This window comes from Curtobacterium sp. PhB115, assembly GCF_003752025.1.
Classification (GTDB): Bacteria; Actinomycetota; Actinomycetes; order Actinomycetales; family Microbacteriaceae; genus Curtobacterium.
In genome coordinates this window covers 16,748-33,613 of sequence record NZ_RJKR01000009.1, presented here as the reverse complement: position 1 = coordinate 33,613, position 16,866 = coordinate 16,748, and the positions used below count along the sequence as shown (strand labels likewise).

Annotated in this window: 18 protein-coding genes and 3 tRNA genes; 4 read left to right on the top strand and 17 right to left on the bottom strand. The window is 69.3% G+C overall.

Annotation, left to right across the window (positions count from 1 at the left end; genetic code table 11):
• Window positions 1-72: 72 nt before the first annotated feature.
• The 5 genes from EDF19_RS13160 to EDF19_RS13140 all read right to left on the bottom strand — a co-directional run bounded on the left by EDF19_RS13160 (window position 73) and on the right by EDF19_RS13140 (window position 5,339).
• Entirely contained in the window at window positions 73-912 is an 840-nt protein-coding gene (locus EDF19_RS13160; RefSeq protein WP_123681342.1) for a carbohydrate ABC transporter permease, read from the bottom strand.
• Window positions 905-1,900: a carbohydrate ABC transporter permease gene (locus EDF19_RS13155; RefSeq protein WP_123681341.1), complete on the bottom strand. Its 996-nt coding sequence runs from the start codon at window positions 1,898-1,900 to the stop codon at window positions 905-907. The genes EDF19_RS13160 and EDF19_RS13155 overlap by 8 nt, the downstream gene beginning before the upstream one ends.
• Window positions 1,901-2,078: 178 nt before the next feature.
• Entirely contained in the window at window positions 2,079-3,380 is a 1,302-nt protein-coding gene (locus EDF19_RS13150) for a sugar ABC transporter substrate-binding protein (RefSeq protein WP_123681340.1), read from the bottom strand.
• A gap of 88 nt (window positions 3,381-3,468) precedes the next feature.
• Window positions 3,469-4,596 carry a Gfo/Idh/MocA family protein gene (locus EDF19_RS13145; RefSeq protein WP_123681339.1) on the bottom strand — a complete coding sequence of 376 codons (1,128 nt, stop codon included), beginning with the start codon at window positions 4,594-4,596 and terminating at the stop codon, window positions 3,469-3,471.
• Window positions 4,593-5,339 (bottom strand): sugar phosphate isomerase/epimerase, encoded by a 747-nt coding sequence (locus EDF19_RS13140; RefSeq protein WP_123681338.1) that lies wholly within the window; start codon window positions 5,337-5,339, stop codon window positions 4,593-4,595. Before EDF19_RS13140 ends, EDF19_RS13145 begins: the two co-directional genes overlap by 4 nt.
• A 147-nt stretch (window positions 5,340-5,486) precedes the next feature.
• On the opposite strand from EDF19_RS13140, the gene EDF19_RS13135 reads away from it, so the two are divergent.
• Window positions 5,487-6,698: an ROK family transcriptional regulator gene (locus EDF19_RS13135; RefSeq protein ID WP_123681337.1), complete on the top strand. Its 1,212-nt coding sequence runs from the start codon at window positions 5,487-5,489 to the stop codon at window positions 6,696-6,698.
• Between the two features lie 92 nt (window positions 6,699-6,790).
• Window positions 6,791-7,474 (top strand): YqaJ viral recombinase family protein, encoded by a 684-nt coding sequence (locus tag EDF19_RS13130; protein WP_123681336.1) that lies wholly within the window; start codon window positions 6,791-6,793, stop codon window positions 7,472-7,474.
• 8 nt (window positions 7,475-7,482) lie between these two features.
• On the opposite strand, the gene EDF19_RS13125 is transcribed toward EDF19_RS13130, so the two are convergent.
• From EDF19_RS13125 to EDF19_RS13100, 6 genes are all read right to left on the bottom strand, one after another.
• Entirely contained in the window at window positions 7,483-8,091 is a 609-nt protein-coding gene (locus tag EDF19_RS13125; RefSeq protein ID WP_123681335.1) for a Pr6Pr family membrane protein, read from the bottom strand.
• A 99-nt stretch (window positions 8,092-8,190) separates the two neighbouring features.
• On the bottom strand, window positions 8,191-8,880 hold the full coding sequence (gene rplA, locus EDF19_RS13120; RefSeq protein WP_123681334.1) for a 50S ribosomal protein L1: 690 nt from the start codon (window positions 8,878-8,880) through the stop codon (window positions 8,191-8,193).
• 92 nt (window positions 8,881-8,972) lie between these two features.
• Complete coding sequence (gene rplK / locus EDF19_RS13115) at window positions 8,973-9,404, bottom strand: 50S ribosomal protein L11 (protein ID WP_022906459.1); 432 nt, start codon at window positions 9,402-9,404, stop codon at window positions 8,973-8,975.
• Window positions 9,405-9,545: 141 nt separating this feature from the next.
• Window positions 9,546-10,598: a transcription termination/antitermination protein NusG gene (gene nusG, locus EDF19_RS13110; RefSeq protein ID WP_123681333.1), complete on the bottom strand. Its 1,053-nt coding sequence runs from the start codon at window positions 10,596-10,598 to the stop codon at window positions 9,546-9,548.
• A gap of 133 nt (window positions 10,599-10,731) precedes the next feature.
• Window positions 10,732-10,995, bottom strand: a complete 264-nt coding sequence (gene secE / locus EDF19_RS13105; RefSeq protein WP_395860321.1) for a preprotein translocase subunit SecE — start codon at window positions 10,993-10,995, stop codon at window positions 10,732-10,734.
• 35 nt (window positions 10,996-11,030) lie between these two features.
• Window positions 11,031-11,103, bottom strand: a tRNA-Trp gene (locus EDF19_RS13100).
• 182 nt (window positions 11,104-11,285) lie between these two features.
• Between EDF19_RS13100 and EDF19_RS13095 the strand changes: the two genes are divergently transcribed.
• The gene (locus tag EDF19_RS13095; RefSeq protein ID WP_123681528.1) at window positions 11,286-12,467 is read left to right on the top strand and encodes a pyridoxal phosphate-dependent aminotransferase; all 1,182 of its coding nucleotides are present in this window, start codon (window positions 11,286-11,288) and stop codon (window positions 12,465-12,467) included.
• Window positions 12,468-12,535: 68 nt separating this feature from the next.
• On the opposite strand, the gene EDF19_RS13090 is transcribed toward EDF19_RS13095, so the two are convergent.
• The 3 genes from EDF19_RS13090 to EDF19_RS13080 are packed head-to-tail and all read right to left on the bottom strand — an operon-like array spanning window position 12,536 to window position 14,444.
• Window positions 12,536-13,564 (bottom strand): UDP-N-acetylmuramate dehydrogenase, encoded by a 1,029-nt coding sequence (locus EDF19_RS13090; RefSeq protein WP_185022842.1) that lies wholly within the window; start codon window positions 13,562-13,564, stop codon window positions 12,536-12,538.
• Between the two features lie 2 nt (window positions 13,565-13,566).
• On the bottom strand, window positions 13,567-13,998 hold the full coding sequence (locus EDF19_RS13085; protein ID WP_123681331.1) for a MaoC/PaaZ C-terminal domain-containing protein: 432 nt from the start codon (window positions 13,996-13,998) through the stop codon (window positions 13,567-13,569).
• Window positions 13,995-14,444 carry a MaoC family dehydratase N-terminal domain-containing protein gene (locus EDF19_RS13080; protein ID WP_123681330.1) on the bottom strand — a complete coding sequence of 150 codons (450 nt, stop codon included), beginning with the start codon at window positions 14,442-14,444 and terminating at the stop codon, window positions 13,995-13,997. Before EDF19_RS13080 ends, EDF19_RS13085 begins: the two co-directional genes overlap by 4 nt.
• A 116-nt stretch (window positions 14,445-14,560) precedes the next feature.
• Between EDF19_RS13080 and EDF19_RS13075 the strand changes: the two genes are divergently transcribed.
• Window positions 14,561-14,953: a hypothetical protein gene (locus EDF19_RS13075; RefSeq protein ID WP_123681329.1), complete on the top strand. Its 393-nt coding sequence runs from the start codon at window positions 14,561-14,563 to the stop codon at window positions 14,951-14,953.
• Window positions 14,954-15,299: 346 nt separating this feature from the next.
• Here the strand turns inward: EDF19_RS13075 and EDF19_RS13070 are convergent.
• From EDF19_RS13070 to EDF19_RS13060, 3 genes are all read right to left on the bottom strand, one after another.
• Window positions 15,300-15,373: transfer RNA gene (locus EDF19_RS13070), tRNA-Met, on the bottom strand.
• A 32-nt stretch (window positions 15,374-15,405) separates the two neighbouring features.
• Window positions 15,406-15,477, bottom strand: a tRNA-Thr gene (locus EDF19_RS13065).
• A gap of 93 nt (window positions 15,478-15,570) precedes the next feature.
• Window positions 15,571-16,749 (bottom strand): M23 family metallopeptidase, encoded by a 1,179-nt coding sequence (locus EDF19_RS13060; protein WP_123681328.1) that lies wholly within the window; start codon window positions 16,747-16,749, stop codon window positions 15,571-15,573.
• Window positions 16,750-16,866 lie beyond the last annotated feature (117 nt).

Here is a 16,866-nt window from a genome sequence, read left to right as displayed (position 1 = left end):
TCACGGGCAGTTCGCCGCGTGGGATGTCGCTCAGCCCGAAAGTCCGGCAGAGCAGAGCAGAGAAAGGAACCGCTACTTCACGGCACCTGCGGTCAGGCCGGCCACGAACTGGCGCTGGACCACGAGGAACGCGGCCACGACCGGGATCGACACGACGAGGGACGCCGCCATCACCTGGTTCCAGTACACGTTCGTCTGCGTCGAGTACTGCTGCAGACCGACCGCGAGCGTCGAGCCGAGACCGTTCGTCATGACCGAGGCGAAGAGGACCTCACCCCAGGCCGTCATGAACGAGTAGATGCCGACCGCGACCAGACCCGGGCGAGCCGAGGGCAGGATGACCCGGAACAGGGCACCCATCGGACCGGAGCCGTCGACCATCGCTGCTTCGTCGAGCTCACGCGGGATCGTCTCGAAGTAGCCCGCGAGCATCCAGATCGAGAACGGCAGCGTGAACGTCAGGTACGTGATGATCAGGCCGAGCCACGACCCGACGAGCTGGATGCCGAGCGTGTTCCCGAGGTTCGTGAAGATGAGGAACAGCGGGAGCAGGAACAGCACGCCGGGGAACATCTGGGTGGAGAGCACCGCGGTGGTGAAGGTGCTCTTGCCCTTGAAGTTCCAGCGCGAGACACCGTAGGCGGCGAAGGTCGCGATGATCAGCGAGAACACCGTGGCCACCGTGCACACCACGAGCGAGTTGATGAAGTACCGACCGAGCGGGACCGTCGACCACATGTCGATGAACGGCTGGAAGGTGATGTTCGTCGGGATCCACGTGAAGTTGTTCTGCACGTCACCGAGCGGCTTGATGGCCGTGGTGATCATCACGTAGAGCGGAACGACCGTGAACAGGGTCAGGACGACCAGGGTGACGATCTTGAAGGACTTGGCGCCAGTTGTCTCACGCACGGACGGACCTCCGGTTGGTCACGGCGAGGTAGATGCCGGTGACGACGAGCAGGAAGAGGAGGAGCAGGACGCTCATCGCGGCGCCGGAGCCGAAGTTCCAGGTGATGAACGACGCGTTGTAGATGTGGAAGCTCAACAGGTCGGCCGCGGGTGGCTGCGCGGTCGAGCCGAACAGGACGAACGGCGTGTTGAAGTCGTTGAACGTCCAGAGGAACATCACCAGCACGAGCGTCACGTTGACCGGACGCACCATCGGCAGGGTGATCGAGCGCCACTGGCGGAACGGCTTCGCGCCGTCGACCGATGCGGCCTCGTACACGTCGTTCGGGACGGACTGCAGACCGGCCATGAGCATCAGGAAGGCGAAGGGCCAGGTCTTCCAGATCGCCACGACGACCACTGCGACGAACGCGTTGTTGCCGATGAGCCAGAACGGGGCGTTCCCGCCGAACAGGTGCAACTGGTCCACCAGCAGGTGGTTCAACGCCCCGGAGTCGCGCTGGAACATGAACTTCCAGGTGATCACACCGGCGTACATGGGCAGCGCGTACGGCACGAGGAACAGGGTGCGGAAGAGTCCGCGGCCCGCGAAGGGCTTCTGCAGTGCCACGGCCGCGGCCATGCCGAAGGTCCAGGAGAGCCCGACCACGAGGACCGTGAAGGCGCAGGTGATCAGGAACGAGTTCAGGACACCGCGACCGATGGCCTGGTCGAAGTCGATGACGACGGAGTAGTTCCGGAACCCGGCGAAGGGCGCTGCGCCCCAGTTCGCGATGAAGTACTTGGTGAGCTGGATGAACGAGATCCAGATGCCGGTGAGCATCGGGACGATGTGGATGAGCAGCTCGAAGAGGATGGCCGGCGCGACGAGCGCGTAGGGCAGCCAGTGGGTCTTGCGCTTGCGACCTGGCGGACGGCCCGACATCGTCGAGCCCTTCGTGTGCGTCAGGTCGATGCGCTCCGAATCGGGCAGGACCGTCGTGGACATGGGCGGGGGCCTTTCGGCAGGAGGGGGATCGGGTGCTTCACACGTCCGTCCGTGGCAGCGGACTGGAGGCGCGGCGTGCGTGAGACCGGAGGCTCACGACCGGCTGGTGGCCGGTCTGGAGAGGAGGGGCGGAGGCCCGGGCGCGTCCTGCGGACGCGACCCGGGCCTCCAGGGTGGATCAACCAGCAGCCTGGGACACCTGGTCCTGGGCGGTCTGGAGCGCCGACTTGATGTCCGCGTCGGACACCTTCGAACCGGTCGCGATCTTGGCGAACATGTCGTTCATCGCCTTGCCGACCGTGGACTCGAACTGGTCCTCGGCAGGCACGAGCGGGAGCGGCTTGGCCTTGTTGTTGTAGATGTCGAGGAACGTCTTCGTCTGCTCGTCGGTGACCGAGTCAGCCGCGGCGGCGAGCACCGGGAGGGCCGAGTACGGCTTGTCGAGCGTCGTCTGCGTGTCCATGCTCGTCATGTACTTGACGAACTTGAGCGCGCCGTCCTTGTTCTTCGTGTTCTTGAAGATCGACAGGTTGATGCCGGCGGGGAAGGAAGCGATCTCCTCGCCACCCTTCGGTGCGGGCAGGGCGACCACGCCGTACTCGGACGACTTCATGCCGAGGGACTCGATCGTCGCGTTGGCGTTGTTCTGGTTCAGGATGAACGCGGCCTTCTTGTTCGCGAAGTCCGTGACCGACTGCGTCGCGTTGTCGTACTGCGCGTTCGACGGGTTGGCGACCTTGGCGTCCTGCATGAGGTCCAGGTAGCGCTTGATGCCGTCGACGTTCGCCTTCGACGTGAACGTGGGCTTGCCGTCCTTGTCGAACCACTCGCCACCGTTCTGCGCCGAGTTGATGAACGCGAAGTGCGAGTTCTCGGTGTAGGAACCGCCGGCGAGGCTGAAGCCGTACGTGTCACCGGTGGTGAGCTGCTTGGCGTCCTTCACCAGGTCCTCCCACGTGGTGGGCGGGGTGATGCCGGCGTCGGCGAGCATCGCCTTGTTGTAGTACAGGCCGTAGGCGAGGCCGTAGAGCGGGACACTCGTGACGGTCTTGCCGGGGGCGCCACCGGTGGACAGTGCGACCTTGCCGAACTTGTCCTCGCCGCCGATCGCCTTCATCTCCGAGTCACCGAACTCCTGGAAGGCGCCGGTGGCCTGGAGCGAGGTCGCCCAGGTGTTGCCGATGTTGACGACGTCCGGGCCGTTGCCCGAGGTGACGGCGGTCTGGATCTTGTTCTGCAGGTCGTTCCAACCGATGACCTGGAGGTTGACCTTGATCCCGGTCTCCTTGGTGAACTTCTTGAGGACGGGGGTCAGCACCTCCTTGTCGTTCTGCAGGGACGTGCCCTGGTTGGACGCCCAGTAGGTGAGCGTCTTCGAGTCGCCGGCGTCGCCGGAGGATCCCGAGGAGCAGGCTGCGAGGCCGGTGACGGTGAGTGCTGCGGCGGCGGTGATGGCCAGTGCGCGGATGGCAGTGCGCATGACTCTCTACTTTCTCGTCGTTGAGATGGTGCGTGAGGGGTGTTGCTGTCGGGTGCTGCTGTGTGGGGTGCGGGTGACCCCCGGCCGGTCAGGCCAGGGTTCGCTCCGCGGGGTCCCAACCCTCGGGGAGGGTCGGGGAGGGCGACACGGTGCTCTCGACGAGCACCGCCTCGCCACGTTCTGCTGCCTCGGCGATGGAGACCATCACGTCGAGGACGTGGAAGGCGAGCGCACCGGGGACCCGGTTCTCGACGCCCGCGCGGATGGAGCGGGCGAGGTCGACCACGCCGGTGCCGCGCGAGTAGGTGGAGCCGACGGCCGGGATGACCTCGGGCTCGTCGGAACCGAGCGCGTACAGCTCGGTGTCGCCGTCGAACTCGTTCGGGTCGGGGAACACGACCGTGCCGGTCTCGCCCGCGATCTCGACGAAGCCGGTGCGGCCACGGTCGGACTCGAACGAGAAGACGCTCTGCGCGCTCCCGCCGTTCTCGAACTCGATGAGCGCCGAGTGGTTCGTCGGCACCTCGACCGGGAACTCGGTGCCGGCCTTCGGACCGGAACCGATCGTGCGCGTGGCGCGGGACTTCGACGACGTCGCCGTCACCTTCGCCACCGGGCCGAACGCCTGCACGAGGGTCGTGATGTAGTACGGGCCGATGTCGAACAGCGGGCCGGCACCGTACGCGAACAGGAACTCGGGGCTCGGGTGCCAGGACTCCGGGCCGGGGCTCTGGAAGAGCGTCAGTCCGTTGAGGGGCGTGCCGATGCGGCCGTCGCGGATGGTGCGGAGCGCGGTCTGCAGCCCGGCGCCGAGGAACGTGTCCGGGGCGACGCTGACGGTGGTGCCGGCGGCGCGAGCGGCATCGCGCAGCTGGGCGGCGCTCTCGCGGTCGAGGGCGTAGGGCTTCTCGCCCCACACGTGCTTGCCGGCGGCGAGGACCTGCAGCGCGACCTCGACGTGCGCGGCCGGGATCGTGAGGTTGACGACGATCTCGATGGCGTCGTCGGCCAGGAGCTCCTCGACGGTGCCGGACGCCGCGACGCCCCACTTCTCGGCCTGTGCCGCTGCGCGCGGGAGGTCGATGTCGGCGATGAACCGGACCTCGACGTCCGGGAAGACGGTGAGGTTCGAGAGGTACTGGTCCGAGATGACCCCGGCGCCGATGACGCCGACCCCGACCGGACCGGTCCCGCGGGCGCTGCTCGTGTCGCTCACGCGCGGACTCCCTGCAGGAACGTGTAGGAGTCGGCGACGGCCTTGAGGACGTCGCCCTCGTGGCCGTCGAGCTCGACGACGTGCTGGGCGTCGGGGGCCGCGGCGATGATCTCGCGGATCGGCATGATGCCGTTGCCCACGGCGACCTGCTTCTCGTCGTCGTGCGAGCCGTCGCCGTCCTTGACGTGCAGGAACTGGACCTTGTCGCCGTACTTGCCGAGGATCGCCACGGGGTCGTCGCCGCCGACCTTCACCCAGTAGGTGTCGAGCTCGAGCACGACGTCGTCGGACAGCGCGTCGGCGAAGACCTCGTAGGCGCTGACGCCGTCGATGCGGTTCGAGAACTCGAACGCGTGGTTGTGGTACCCGAGGACGAGGCCGTGGTCGGCCGCACGCGGGGCGAGGGCGCTCAGTTCGCGGGCGATCGCCTCGACGTCCTCGCGGGTGGTCCAGCGGGCCTCGTCGATGTGCGGGTCGATGAGGGTGCCGAGGCCGATCGTGGCGCTCGCGTGGAAGATGCGCTCGAGGTCCTGCTCGCCGGCGTCGAGGAGACGGGCGTGACCGCTCGGTGCCGTCAGCCCGGCGTCACGCAGGGCAGCAGCGAGTTCGTCGGCGTTGTCGACGAAGCCGAAGGCCTCCACGTTCGTGTAGCCGATGTCGGCGATGCGCTGCAGCGTGCCGGGGAGGTCGGCCGAGAGGGCGTCGCGGACGGTGTAGAGCTGGACCGAGAGCGGTTGGGTCACCGGGAGTTCTCCTCGTCGAGATGGTGGGGGGTCGTCTTCGACCGAGCGTCACACTATGACCACTTTTGTCGGCGGTCAAGCAGAAGTTCCCGGTTCTTCGACGGACTTCGTTGCGTGGCGCGTTCGATGTGTGCTTCACTCCCCCACATGGTCGACTTGAACCGGGCGGCAGCGTCGCCTCCGGTCGGGACGAGCGAGCTCTTCCAGATCCTCCGCGACGGCGTGCCGCGGACCCGGGCCGAGCTCGCCGCACTGACAGGACTCGCACGCTCCACCATCGGCGTGCGCCTCGACGCCCTCATCGAGGTCGGTCTCGTGGGGCCCGTCGACACCGCCGTCTCCACCGGTGGACGCCCACCCGCGCAGGTCGCACTGAAGCCGCGCGCACGGTTGGTCATCGCCGCGGACCTCGGGGCCTCGCACGGCCGCGTCGCGGTCAGCGACCTCGTCGCCGCGCCGCTCGCCGTCCGCGAGGCCCGCATCGACATCGCCGCCGGCCCCGTCCCGACGCTGTCCTGGCTCGTGTCGACGATCGACGAACTCCTCGACGAGGTCGGCCGTGCCCGCGAGGACGTCATCGCGATCGGCATCGGGGTCCCAGGGCCCGTCGAGTTCTCCACCGGGCGCCCGGCCAACCCGCCGATCATGCCCGGCTGGGACGGCTTCGACGTGCCCTCCTGGCTCCGTCAGCACATCGCAGCGCACGTCCTCCTCGACAACGACGTGAACATCGCGGCGCTCGGCGAGCGGGAGCACGGCTGGCCGGACGTCGACCACCTGCTGTTCGTCAAGGTCGCCACGGGCATCGGTTCCGGCATCGTGTCCGAGGGCCGCCTGCAGCGCGGCGCGCAGGGCACCGCCGGGGACATCGGGCACGTCCGGGTCACCGGTGCCGGCGACGTGCCGTGCCACTGCGGCAACACCGGGTGCCTCGAAGCCGTCGCGTCCGGGCCGGCGATCGCACGGGCCCTCCGTGCGAAGGGCCACGACGTGCACACCGGCGCGGACGTGCTCGACCTGGTGAACCGGTCCGACCTCGACGCGATCTACGCCGTGCGACAAGCCGGCCGTGACATCGGCGAGGTGCTCGCGACCTGCGTCTCGCTGATGAACCCGTCGGTGATCGTCCTCGGTGGATCGATCACGCAGGCCGGGGAACACCTGCTCGCCGGCGTCCGCGAGGTCGTCTACTCTCGCTCGATGCCGCTCGCGACGGAGCACCTCGTCATCGCGCAGTCCCGGGCCGGGTCGCTCGCAGCGCTGCAGGGCGCAGCTGCCCTCGCCATCGGGTACGCGCTCTCCCCCGCCGGCGTCGACGAGCTGGTCGCGTTCGCGGAAGGGCGCGAGCTGGTCTCCTGAGCGCGAGCTGGTCGCGTTCGCGGAAGGGCGCGAGCTCGTCTCCTGAGCGCGTCGGATTCGGTCTTGCCGGTGGTCGGGAGGACAATCGTGGGGTGACGATCGTGCAGCCCACCCTGTGGGGCGACCTGGACCCCGGCCTGGAGGCAGTGTCTGCCCCCGCCACGCCGGCTGCGGTCCCGGCGCACGACTCGTTCACGAGCCTGCGTGGCCACACCCAGCGCATCGTCGCGCACTCCTCGGACCGCGTCGCGTGGCTCCGCGCCCGCGCGGCCGGCATCACCGCGACCGACGTCGCCCGGCTCGCGTCACTCCGTGCCGTCGAGGCGGTCGTCGCCGACAAGCGGTACGGCTCCCGGTTCTCCGGCAACGCGTTCACCGAGCACGGCAAGGACCGCGAACCCGTCATCGCCGCCTGGGTCGCCGCCACGCACGGCATCCAGCCCTCAGCGCACCTGTTCCACGCCGCCGCGAACCGTGCACACCTCGCGACCCCGGACGGCGTCGGCGTCGACGGCTCCCGGGTGGTCCTCGCCGAGATCAAGACCACGGGGAAGGCCTGGCGGAGCATCCCGCGGCACTACCTCCGGCAGATCTGGTGGCAGCAGTACGTGCTCGGTGCCGACCGGACCCTGTTCGTCTGGGAGCGCCACGACGGCTTCGTCCCCGTCGCCGACGAGCCGGAGTGCCGCTGGGTCGACCGCGACGACGACCAGATCCGCGGCCTCGTCCAGCTCGCCGACCTGGTGCTCGACAAGCTCCGCGGCTTCCGGTCCTAGCCCTCGCGTCAGACCTTGACCAGGCGGAGTCGGCTCATCCCGACGACCAGGACGCCGAGCAGCCCGATCGAGACACCGACCCCGACGCAGTAGATCGCGACGACGCCGTACCCCTGGGCCGGGTCGAGGAACGGGTACGGCACCCAGCCGTCCGTCGCGCCGCGGATCAGGACGACGATCGTCCACACCGCGGGGTAGATCAGGAACCACCACACGTGACGGAGGAGCAGCCGGGAGCGGTCCGAGAACAGCAACCAGTCGAGCACGGCGTAGGCCGGGATCACCTTGTGCAGGATGTCGTTCGACCAGGACAGCGAAGCGGACACGTCCACGTTCGTGAGCAGGGTGTTGTAGACGATGCCGGTCGTCGCGATGTAGACCGTGCCGGCGCCCCGCAGCAGGGACACCCGCAGGTCGGTGCCCTTCGTCCGGGTCCCGACGACCAGCGTCACCGCGAGTGCGACGGCGATGATCACGTTCGACTGGATCGTGAAGTACCCGAAGAAGTTCCACGGGTTGTACGACTCGAGCTCCGAGCTGATGAGCCACTGGCCGACGATGGCGACGACGACCGCGATGACGGCGATCAACCGGAGCGAGTTCACGAAGATGCGCACGGCACCACGCTAGTGGGACAGCGGCCCCGACATGCAGAAGAGCCCGCACCGTTCCCGGTGCGGGCTCTTCTGGGGGTCAGGGACCCGGAGTCACAGGACTCAGATGCTGTTGACGTCCAGCGGGATGCCGGGGCCGAAGGTCGTCGAGACGGCGCCCTTCATGACGTAACGGCCCTTCGAGGACGACGGCTTGAGGCGGTTGATCTCCTCGAGCGCGGTCGAGATGTTCTCGTCGAGCTGCTCCGGGGTGAACGAGGCCTTGCCGACGACGAAGTGCACGTTGGCGTGCTTGTCGACGCGGAACTCGATCTTGCCGCCCTTGATGTCGTTGACGGCCTGCGCCACGTTCGGGGTCACGGTGCCGGTCTTCGGGTTGGGCATGAGGCCACGCGGGCCGAGCACCTTGCCGAGACGACCGACCTTGCCCATGAGCTCGGGCGTCGCGACGGCGGAGTCGAAGGCGGTGTAGCCCTCGGCGACCTTCGCGATGAGCTCGTCGCCACCGACCTCGTCGGCGCCGGCGGCGATCGCGGCCTCAGCCGCTGCACCCGTCGCGAAGACGATGACGCGGGCGGTCTTGCCGGTGCCGTGCGGCAGGATGACCGTGCCACGGACCATCTGGTCCGCCTTGCGCGGGTCGACGCCGAGCTTCAGCGCGACCTCGACCGTGGAGTCGGTCTTGGTCGAACCGGTCTCCTTGGCCAGGGCGACGGCCTCGGTCGGGGTGTAGAACTTGTCGGCCTCGATCTTCGCGGCCGCGGCTTCGTAAGCCTTGGACTTCTTCGCCATGGTGGTCTCCTTGCGAGATACGTGGTTGACGAGCCGGCGCGGCTCTCCCACGGAAAGGTGTACGGGGGTGGGCCCGAGGGCCCGATCGGTGCTTAGGCCTCGACCGTGATGCCCATCGAGCGTGCGGTGCCGGCGATGATCTTCGCGGCCTGCTCGATGTCGTTGGCGTTCAGGTCGGCCTGCTTGGTCTCGGCGATCTGACGGACCTGGTCCATCGAGATCTTCGCGACCTTGACCGTGTGCGGGGTCGCCGACCCCTTCTGCACACCCGCAGCCTTCTTGATGAGCTCAGCTGCCGGCGGGGTCTTGAGGACGAACGTGAACGAACGGTCCTCGTAGACGGTGATCTCGACCGGCACGACGTTGCCACGCTGCGACTCGGTCGCGGCGTTGTACGCCTTGCAGAACTCCATGATGTTGACGCCGTGCTGACCGAGTGCCGGACCGATCGGCGGGGCCGGGTTGGCGGCCCCCGCGTTGATCTGCAGCTTGATCAGGCCCGTGACCTTCTTCTTCGGTGCCATGACTTGTCTTCCTCCTGGAATCGAACGCACGGGGATCCGTGCACTCTCCCGCTGGACCGGCCGTTCCGGACCGCGGTGCAGGCGCGCACGCACGAAGCGCGCGGGCCCAAACTCTTTGAGTGTAGTCGATCTCGGTGAGCGCTACAGCTTGGTGACCTGGTCGAAGCTGAGCTCGACCGGGGTCTCGCGCTCGAACAGCGAGACGAGGACCGTGAGCTTGCCGCTCTCCGGCTTGATCTCGGAGATCGAACCCGGCAGGCCCGCGAACGAGCCTTCCTTGATCGTGATCGTCTCGCCGATCTCGAAGTCGACCTCGGCCGCGGGCTGTGCCTGCAGCGATCCGCCGGACTTCGAGCCGCCCTTGGTCGGAGCAGCCTCGGCGACCTGCACGAGGGACTTGAGCATGCCGAAGGCCTCGTCGAAGCGGAGCGGCGTGGGGTTGTGGGCGTTGCCGACGAACCCGGTGACACCCGGGGTGTGGCGGACGACGGACCACGAGTCCTCGTTGAGGTCCATGCGGACGAGCACGTACGAGGGGATCCGGACGCGGGTGACCAGCTTGCGCTGCCCGTTCTTGATCTCGACGACGTCCTCCATCGGGACCTCGACCTGGTAGATGTAGTCCTCCATCGACATCGAGACCATGCGGTTCTCGATGTTCGACTTCACGCGACGCTCGAAGCCCGCGTAGGAGTGGATGACGTACCACTTGCCCGGCTTCATCCGCAGCTCGACCTTGAAGGCCTCGTACGGGTCGACCTCGGCCTCGTCGGCGTCGTCCTCGGCGGCGTCGAGCGCCTCGTCCGCGGCGAGCTGCTCGTTCGCCTCGGCGGCGGTTTCTTCCTCGAGCTCGACTTCTTCCTCGTCCTCGACGGCCTCGACGGCGGCCTCGGCCTCGTCGGCGGTGTCGATCTCGAGTGCGTCGTCGACCACGGCGTCGGCCTCGGGGTCGCGGGACTCCTGCAGCGCGGTCAGTGCCTCGTCGAGGCCGGCGTCCACGGTGCCGTCGTCGGGCTCGGAGCTGAGGCCGAGCGACTCGTCGTCGTCGCCCTCGACCGAGATGGCACGCTCTTCAGCGGACTCGGCGGAGCGCTCCTCGCCGGTCTCGACGTCGCCTTCCTGGTTCTCCTCGACCTCGGAGGACTGCTCGGCAGCCGTCGCGAGGTCGATGTCGTCGCGGGAGTAGTCAGACACAGTCGATTCTTTCCGTTCGGTGGTTCGGGTCGGATTGGCGGACGGTCCTGGTCACGAGCGTCACCGCACGATCGCCGCCGTCTCGGGAGACCCTACTCGTGGGCACGGCCGCACCGGGCAGCCGATGTCAGGGTCAGGCCGTGGGGCCGTTGCCGAAGACGTAGCCGACGCCGAGACCGAACACGAAGTCGAGGACCGACACCAGGATCATCATCACGACGACGAACACGAGGACGACCAGCGTGTAGCTGAAGAGTTCCTTGCGGGTCGGGGTCACGACCTTGCGGAGTTCGCCGAGCACCTGACGGATGAACAGGACGATGGCAGCGAACGGACCACGGCGCTCGGCCCGGTCCTGCTTCGCCTTCGCGACGACGTCGTCCGCCGTCGTCTCCATGTCTTTGCTCGCCAACTTCTACCCTTCCAGATTTGCAGGGCGGACAGGACTCGAACCTGCAACCTGCGGTTTTGGAGACCGCTGCTCTACCAATTGAGCCACCGCCCTTCGGGACGCGGTTCGTCACCGATCCGTGTTCCGGTGGTCGAGTGTACGGGAGTCCGTCACACGGTGTCCACTTGACCGCCGCCACGGCGTGCCGCGCCGGTAGGGTTGGCCCCGTGAGCACCGCAGCCCCAGGCCCCGAGTCCACCGCAACCACCCCCGCCGCGACGACCGATCGCCCGCGCATCGCGTCCCGGATCGCAGCGATCGCCGAGTCCGCGACGCTCAAGGTCGACGCGAAGGCGAAGGCGCTCAAGGCCGCCGGTCGCCCGGTCATCTCCTTCGCCGCGGGCGAGCCGGACTTCGCGACACCGCAGCACGTGGTCGACGCCGCCGTCGCGGCCGCGCAGGACCCGAAGAACCACCGGTACACGCCCGCCACCGGTCTGCCCGAGCTGAAGCAGGCCATCGCCGAGAAGACCGCCCGGGTCTCCGGCGCGACCGTCGACCCGTCGCAGGTGATCGTCACGAACGGCGGCAAGCAGGCCGTCTACCAGGCGTTCCAGACGATCGTCGACGCCGGTGACGAGGTCATCCTCCCCGCCCCGTACTGGACCACCTACCCCGAGGCCATCCGGCTCGCAGGCGGCGTCCCGGTCGAGGTCTTCGCCGGCAGCGACCAGGACTACCTCGTCACCGTCGAGCAGCTCGAGGCCGCGCGCACCCCGGCGACGAAGGCGCTGCTGTTCTGCTCCCCCTCGAACCCGACCGGCGCCGTGTACACGGCCGAGCAGACCCGAGCCATCGGCGAGTGGGCGCTCGAGCACGGCATCTGGGTGATCAGCGACGAGATCTACCAGGACCTCGTGTACGACGGCGTCCGCTTCACCGGCATCCTCGAGGCCGTACCGGCCCTGGCCGACACCACGATCCTGGTCAACGGGGTCGCCAAGACCTACGCCATGACCGGCTGGCGCGTCGGGTGGTTCATCGGCCCGGCCGACGCCGTCAAGGCCGCCTCCAACCTGCAGTCGCACCTGTCGTCCAACGTGTCGAACGTGTCCCAGCGCGCCGCGATCGCCGCCCTGACCGGGCCGCAGGAGCCGGTCGCCGCCATGCGCGAGGCCTTCGACCGCCGCCGGAAGGCCATCGTCGACGGGCTCAACGCCATCCCCGGTGTCGTCACCCCGACCCCGCAGGGCGCGTTCTACGTCTACCCGGACGTCACGGCGCTGCTCGGTCGCGAGTGGGCCGGTTCGACGCCGACGACGACGCTCGAGCTCGCCGACCTGATCCTCGAGCACGCCGAGGTCGCGGTCGTCCCGGGCGAGGCCTTCGGTCCCTCGGGCTACCTCCGCCTGTCGTACGCCCTCGGCGACGACGACATCGCCGAGGGCGTCGCCCGCCTCGCGGCGTTCTTCAGCTAGTCACGACCGCAGGACGGGCCGCCTCGTCGAGGCGGCCCGTCCTCACTGCCTGGAGGCCCGTGGCTGGGTCAGTCGACCAGGTCGCCGACGACGACGGGTTCCGGCACGAGCGAGACCCCGAAACGGTTCAGGACGGTCACCTGCACGAAGCGTGCGAGCTCCGCCACCTGCGCGGCGGTCGCACCGCCGCGGTTCGTCAGCGCGAGGGTGTGCTTCGACGAGATCGACGCGCGGGAGCCCGGGAGCGCGTACCCGCGGTGCACGCCCGCCTGCTCGATGAGCCACGCCGCACTGAGCTTCACGTCGGCGCCGGCCGGCCACCGCGGTGCATCGGCGGGCAGTGTCTCGGCGAAGGCCGGGGAGACGATCGGGTTCGTGAAGAACGAGCCGGCGCTCCAGGTGTCGGGGTCCTCGGCGTCGAGGACCATGCCCTTCGTGCCGCGGAGCCGGAGCACTTCGTCGCGGACCGTCGACGGCGCCACGAGGGCGCCGAGCTCGACCCCGAGCGACCCGGCCAGTTGCGCGTACCGCACCGGCACGCCCTGCGCACCGGCGAGGCCGAACCGGAACTCGACCGTCAGCACGACACCGCGGCGTCCGTGCTTGAGGGTCGACGTGCGGTAGCCGAGCGCCAGCTCGGCCGCCGGTACCCACGTGCGCTCCCCCGTGGCCGCATCGAGGAACTCGACGCTGGTGAGCACGTCGGAGAGCTCGACCCCGTAGGCGCCGATGTTCTGCACGGGGGCGGCGCCGACGGTGCCCGGGATGCCGCTGAGGGCCTCCAGGCCGGTCCAGCCGTTCCGGACGGTCGTCGCGACGAACGCGTCCCAGGGTTCGCCGGCCGCGACGCGGACGGTGACGCCGTCGGCGTCCGTCTCGTGCGTGACGCCCGTCGTCCGGACCAGCACGACCGTGCCGTCGAAACCGCTGTCCGCGACCAGGAGGTTGCTGCCGCCGCCGAGGACGAGCCACTCGTGGTCGTCCCACGCGGTCTGCGTGTGGGCGACGAGCTCGTCCGTCGTCGTGGCCGTGAGCAGCCGGGTCGCGGGGCCCCCGACGCGCAGCGTCGTGAGGTCGGCGAGCACCGGATCCGACACGGTCAGCGGAATTCCACCGTGACCTGCGCCTTGCCGAGCACGGTCTGCCCGCCGGCGGTCACGGTGAGGTCGATGCGCTTCGGTCGGCCGTCGTCGTCGACGGTGCCGACCTTGGCGACGATCCCGATGGTCGCGCCCTGCTCCGGGTCCACGACGACGGGGCGGGTGAAGCGGACACCGTAGCCCGCGACCCAGCCGCGGTCGCCGAGCCACTCGGACACCGGCTGGACGGCGATGCCCATGGTGAGCATGCCGTGGGCGAGCACACCGGGCAGGCCGACCGAGGCGGCGACGTCGTCGCGGTAGTGGATCGGGTTGAAGTCGCCCGAGGCGCCCGCGTAGCGGACGAGCGAGTCGCGGGTGACGTGCACCTCGCGCTCGGCGACGACGGTGCCGACCTCGATCGCGGTGGTGGGTGCGGGTGCGGCGGTCATGCGTCGTCTCCTCGGACCACGAGGGTCGACGTCGCCGTGACGACGTGCTCCCCCGCTGCGTCGTTCATGGTGCTCTGGGCCGTGACCATGGCGTTGCCGCCGAGGGTCTTCACGCTCGTGACCGTGAGGGTCGCGGTGAGTTCGTCCCCGGCGACGATCGGGCGGTCGTAGGTGAACGCCTGCTCACCGTGCACGACGCGGGAGAAGTCGATGCCGGCGTCCGGCTCGGCGAGGAGCTGGGCGAGCGTGGCTTCCTGCACGACGACCGCGAAGGTCGGCGGCGCCACGACGTCGGCGTACCCGGCGGCGCGCGCGGCCTCGGGTTCGTGGTGCACGGGGTTCGTCGCGAACACCGCGCGCGAGAACTCGCGCACCTTCTCGCGACCGACCAGGTAGGGCTGGGCCGGCGGGAACGTCCTGCCGACGAGCTCGGGGTTCACTGACACGTCGGCAGTCTACCGACGCCCGTCCGGGGGTCTGTTGTTCATGAGAATGCATCGGCTAACCTGGTCCGACTCGGTTCGGGGGAATCGGGACCGCACTCCGGGGATGGGGAGGAACGATGGACGCCACGACCGAGTTCGCCGTGCACACGGGCGATCGCTGCACCGCGATGGAGGTGGCCGGCGCGGCGCTCCGCCAGGCGGGCCACCACGTCGAGTCGACCGGCGGCACACTGACCGCGACGACCGGCAACCGCCTGCTCACGATCCTGCTCGGGGCGCTCGTGCACCCGTCGCGGGAGTTCCGGCGGTACGAGCTCTCGACGACCGTCACGGGGACGTCGACCACGATCACGTTGCGGCACTCCGGGCACGGCACGGCCGTTTCGGGCGGGAGCATCGGTGCGACGCGGCGGCGTGCTGCGTGGCACGAGGTGACGAGTGCGCTCGAGCGGGCGCTGCGGGCCGCCGGGGTGCTGCAGGCGCGGACGGACGGGCGCGCGCAGCGTTGATCCTGACGCGGTCGGGACGCGCGGCGGACGCGCGCGTCCCGACCCCCGACCGCGACGCGGCCACGGGACGGACTGGAGGCACGGCGCACGCCCGACACGCGCCTCCCGGCCCGCAGGTGACCGCCGCAGAACGCAAGCTCGTCCACACAACGCAAGTGCGCGGCGCAAACGCGCTGTGGTCATGCGATGCGCGACGGGCGCGGGAGGGGCGGGGCGTGCAGCCCAAAACCGACACGGCCCGAAAGCGCCACAGCCCGGGAACGACACGGCCCGAAACAGACACGGCCCGAAACAGACACAGCCCGGGAACGACGAAAGCCCGGCGAACAGATCGCCGGGCTTGCTGTAGCGAGGGCGGGACTTGAACCCGCGACCCCACGATTATGAGTCGTGTGCTCTAACCAACTGAGCTACCCCGCCAGAGATCCGGAGCGACACGCGCACCGGGTCGGAGCCCCGAGTCAGGATTGAACTGACGACCCCCTCCTTACCATGGAGGTGCTCTACCACTGAGCTATCGGGGCGATGTGCCGCGAACGGCACCACACGAGGATAGCAGACCTCCGACGCTGCTCCGGAACCGGACGAGACGCCCGGGCGTGCCGCGCCGCGGACCGCTAGTTCGCGTTCGCTTCGAGCCACGCCAGCGGGTCCACCGGGACCCCGTCGACGTGCACTTCGAGGTGCAGGTGCGGGCCCGTGGAGTTGCCCGTGCTGCCCACGAGACCGAGCTCGTCGCCGACCTCGATCTGCTGACCGGTGACCACCTTGAAGGAGTTGTCCTCCATGTGGCCGTAGACGCTGACGAACTGCTTGCCGTCCACGTCGTGCTGCACCCAGACGTCGTTGCCGAAGCCGCCGTCGTTCGCCTGCACCTTGATGACGGTGCCGGCGGCGATGACGCGGATCGGGGTGCCCTCGCCCGGGGCGAAGTCGACGCCCATGTGGTTCGTGGAGCAGAACGAGCAGCCCGCGACCTGGCGGCCGCCGAAGCCCGAGGTGATCGGGACACCGGTCAGGAACGGCCACTGGATGGTGCCGGCCGGGTCGTTCGTGAAGCTCGAGGCGTCGACGTTCTTGTACTGCGTGGCATCGGACACCGTGTACGCGTCGCGGGTGGTGGAGCCGTCGGCTGCGGCTCCGACGCTCATCGACTGCGTGGCTCCGGCCACGGTGGAGCGCGCGGCGGTCGAGCCGGTCTCGGGCACCCAGAGCGCCTGTGCGGGGAGCGAGGTCGAGACGACGAGTCCGGCGACGAAGAGCAGGGCACCCACGGCGGTCACGCGCGATGCGGCACGACCGAACGACGAGCTCCGCGCGACCGTGGTGCGCGCTGCCGGCGTGGCGCCTGCTGCCGTCGCGGTCCGGAAGGGTGCGGCGGCGATGTGGCGCGTCGCGCGGTCGACGTGGACCGTGGGCGCCGGACGGCCGCTGCGACGACGGGAAGCGGGGATCTGACCGATGACGCGACGGGTCTGCGCAGCCTGTGGTGCAACGGGTGCGGCGGCCGTCGTCGGCGCGCTCGATCGGACGACCGGCGAGGTGGGAGCCGGCGGGGTCGCGATGCGCGAGGAAGGCCGGACCGGTGATGCCGGGGCGAGGTCGATCGGGGACACCGGAGCGGCCGGGGTCACCGGGGTGGCCAGCCCGTCCTGCGCTGCCGTCTCGGTCAGGACCGCACCCTTCGCAGCCGAACGCTCCGCCTCGATCCGTGCGCGTCGGGTCAGGTGGACGACCGGGGTCGGTGCGTCGACGGAACCGTCGGTGGGAACGGACTGCAGTGGGGTGTGGGGCATGCGTGCGGTGGCGATCCTGATCGGGGAAGGTGGGCCGCTCTTGGTAACGAGCAGATAACGGGACCCGAGAACGGTAGCAAACGACATCGCACGCCGCCAGTCGTGGTCATGTCCACC

Bases quoted from the DNA above. Each gene is read 5' to 3' on its own strand.
- EDF19_RS13155 (WP_123681341.1), bottom strand. From the start codon at position 1,900: ATGTCCACGACGGTCCTGCCCGATTCGGAGCGCATCGACCTGACGCAC.
- EDF19_RS13150 (WP_123681340.1), bottom strand. From the start codon at position 3,380: ATGCGCACTGCCATCCGCGCACTGGCCATCACCGCCGCCGCAGCACTC.
- EDF19_RS13135 (WP_123681337.1), top strand. From the start codon at position 5,487: ATGGTCGACTTGAACCGGGCGGCAGCGTCGCCTCCGGTCGGGACGAGC.
- rplA (WP_123681334.1), bottom strand. From the start codon at position 8,880: ATGGCGAAGAAGTCCAAGGCTTACGAAGCCGCGGCCGCGAAGATCGAG.
- rplK (WP_022906459.1), bottom strand. From the start codon at position 9,404: ATGGCACCGAAGAAGAAGGTCACGGGCCTGATCAAGCTGCAGATCAAC.
- secE (WP_395860321.1), bottom strand. From the start codon at position 10,995: ATGGAGACGACGGCGGACGACGTCGTCGCGAAGGCGAAGCAGGACCGG.
- EDF19_RS13085 (WP_123681331.1), bottom strand. From the start codon at position 13,998: ATGACCGCCGCACCCGCACCCACCACCGCGATCGAGGTCGGCACCGTC.
- EDF19_RS13075 (WP_123681329.1), top strand. From the start codon at position 14,561: ATGGACGCCACGACCGAGTTCGCCGTGCACACGGGCGATCGCTGCACC.
- EDF19_RS13060 (WP_123681328.1), bottom strand. From the start codon at position 16,749: ATGCCCCACACCCCACTGCAGTCCGTTCCCACCGACGGTTCCGTCGAC.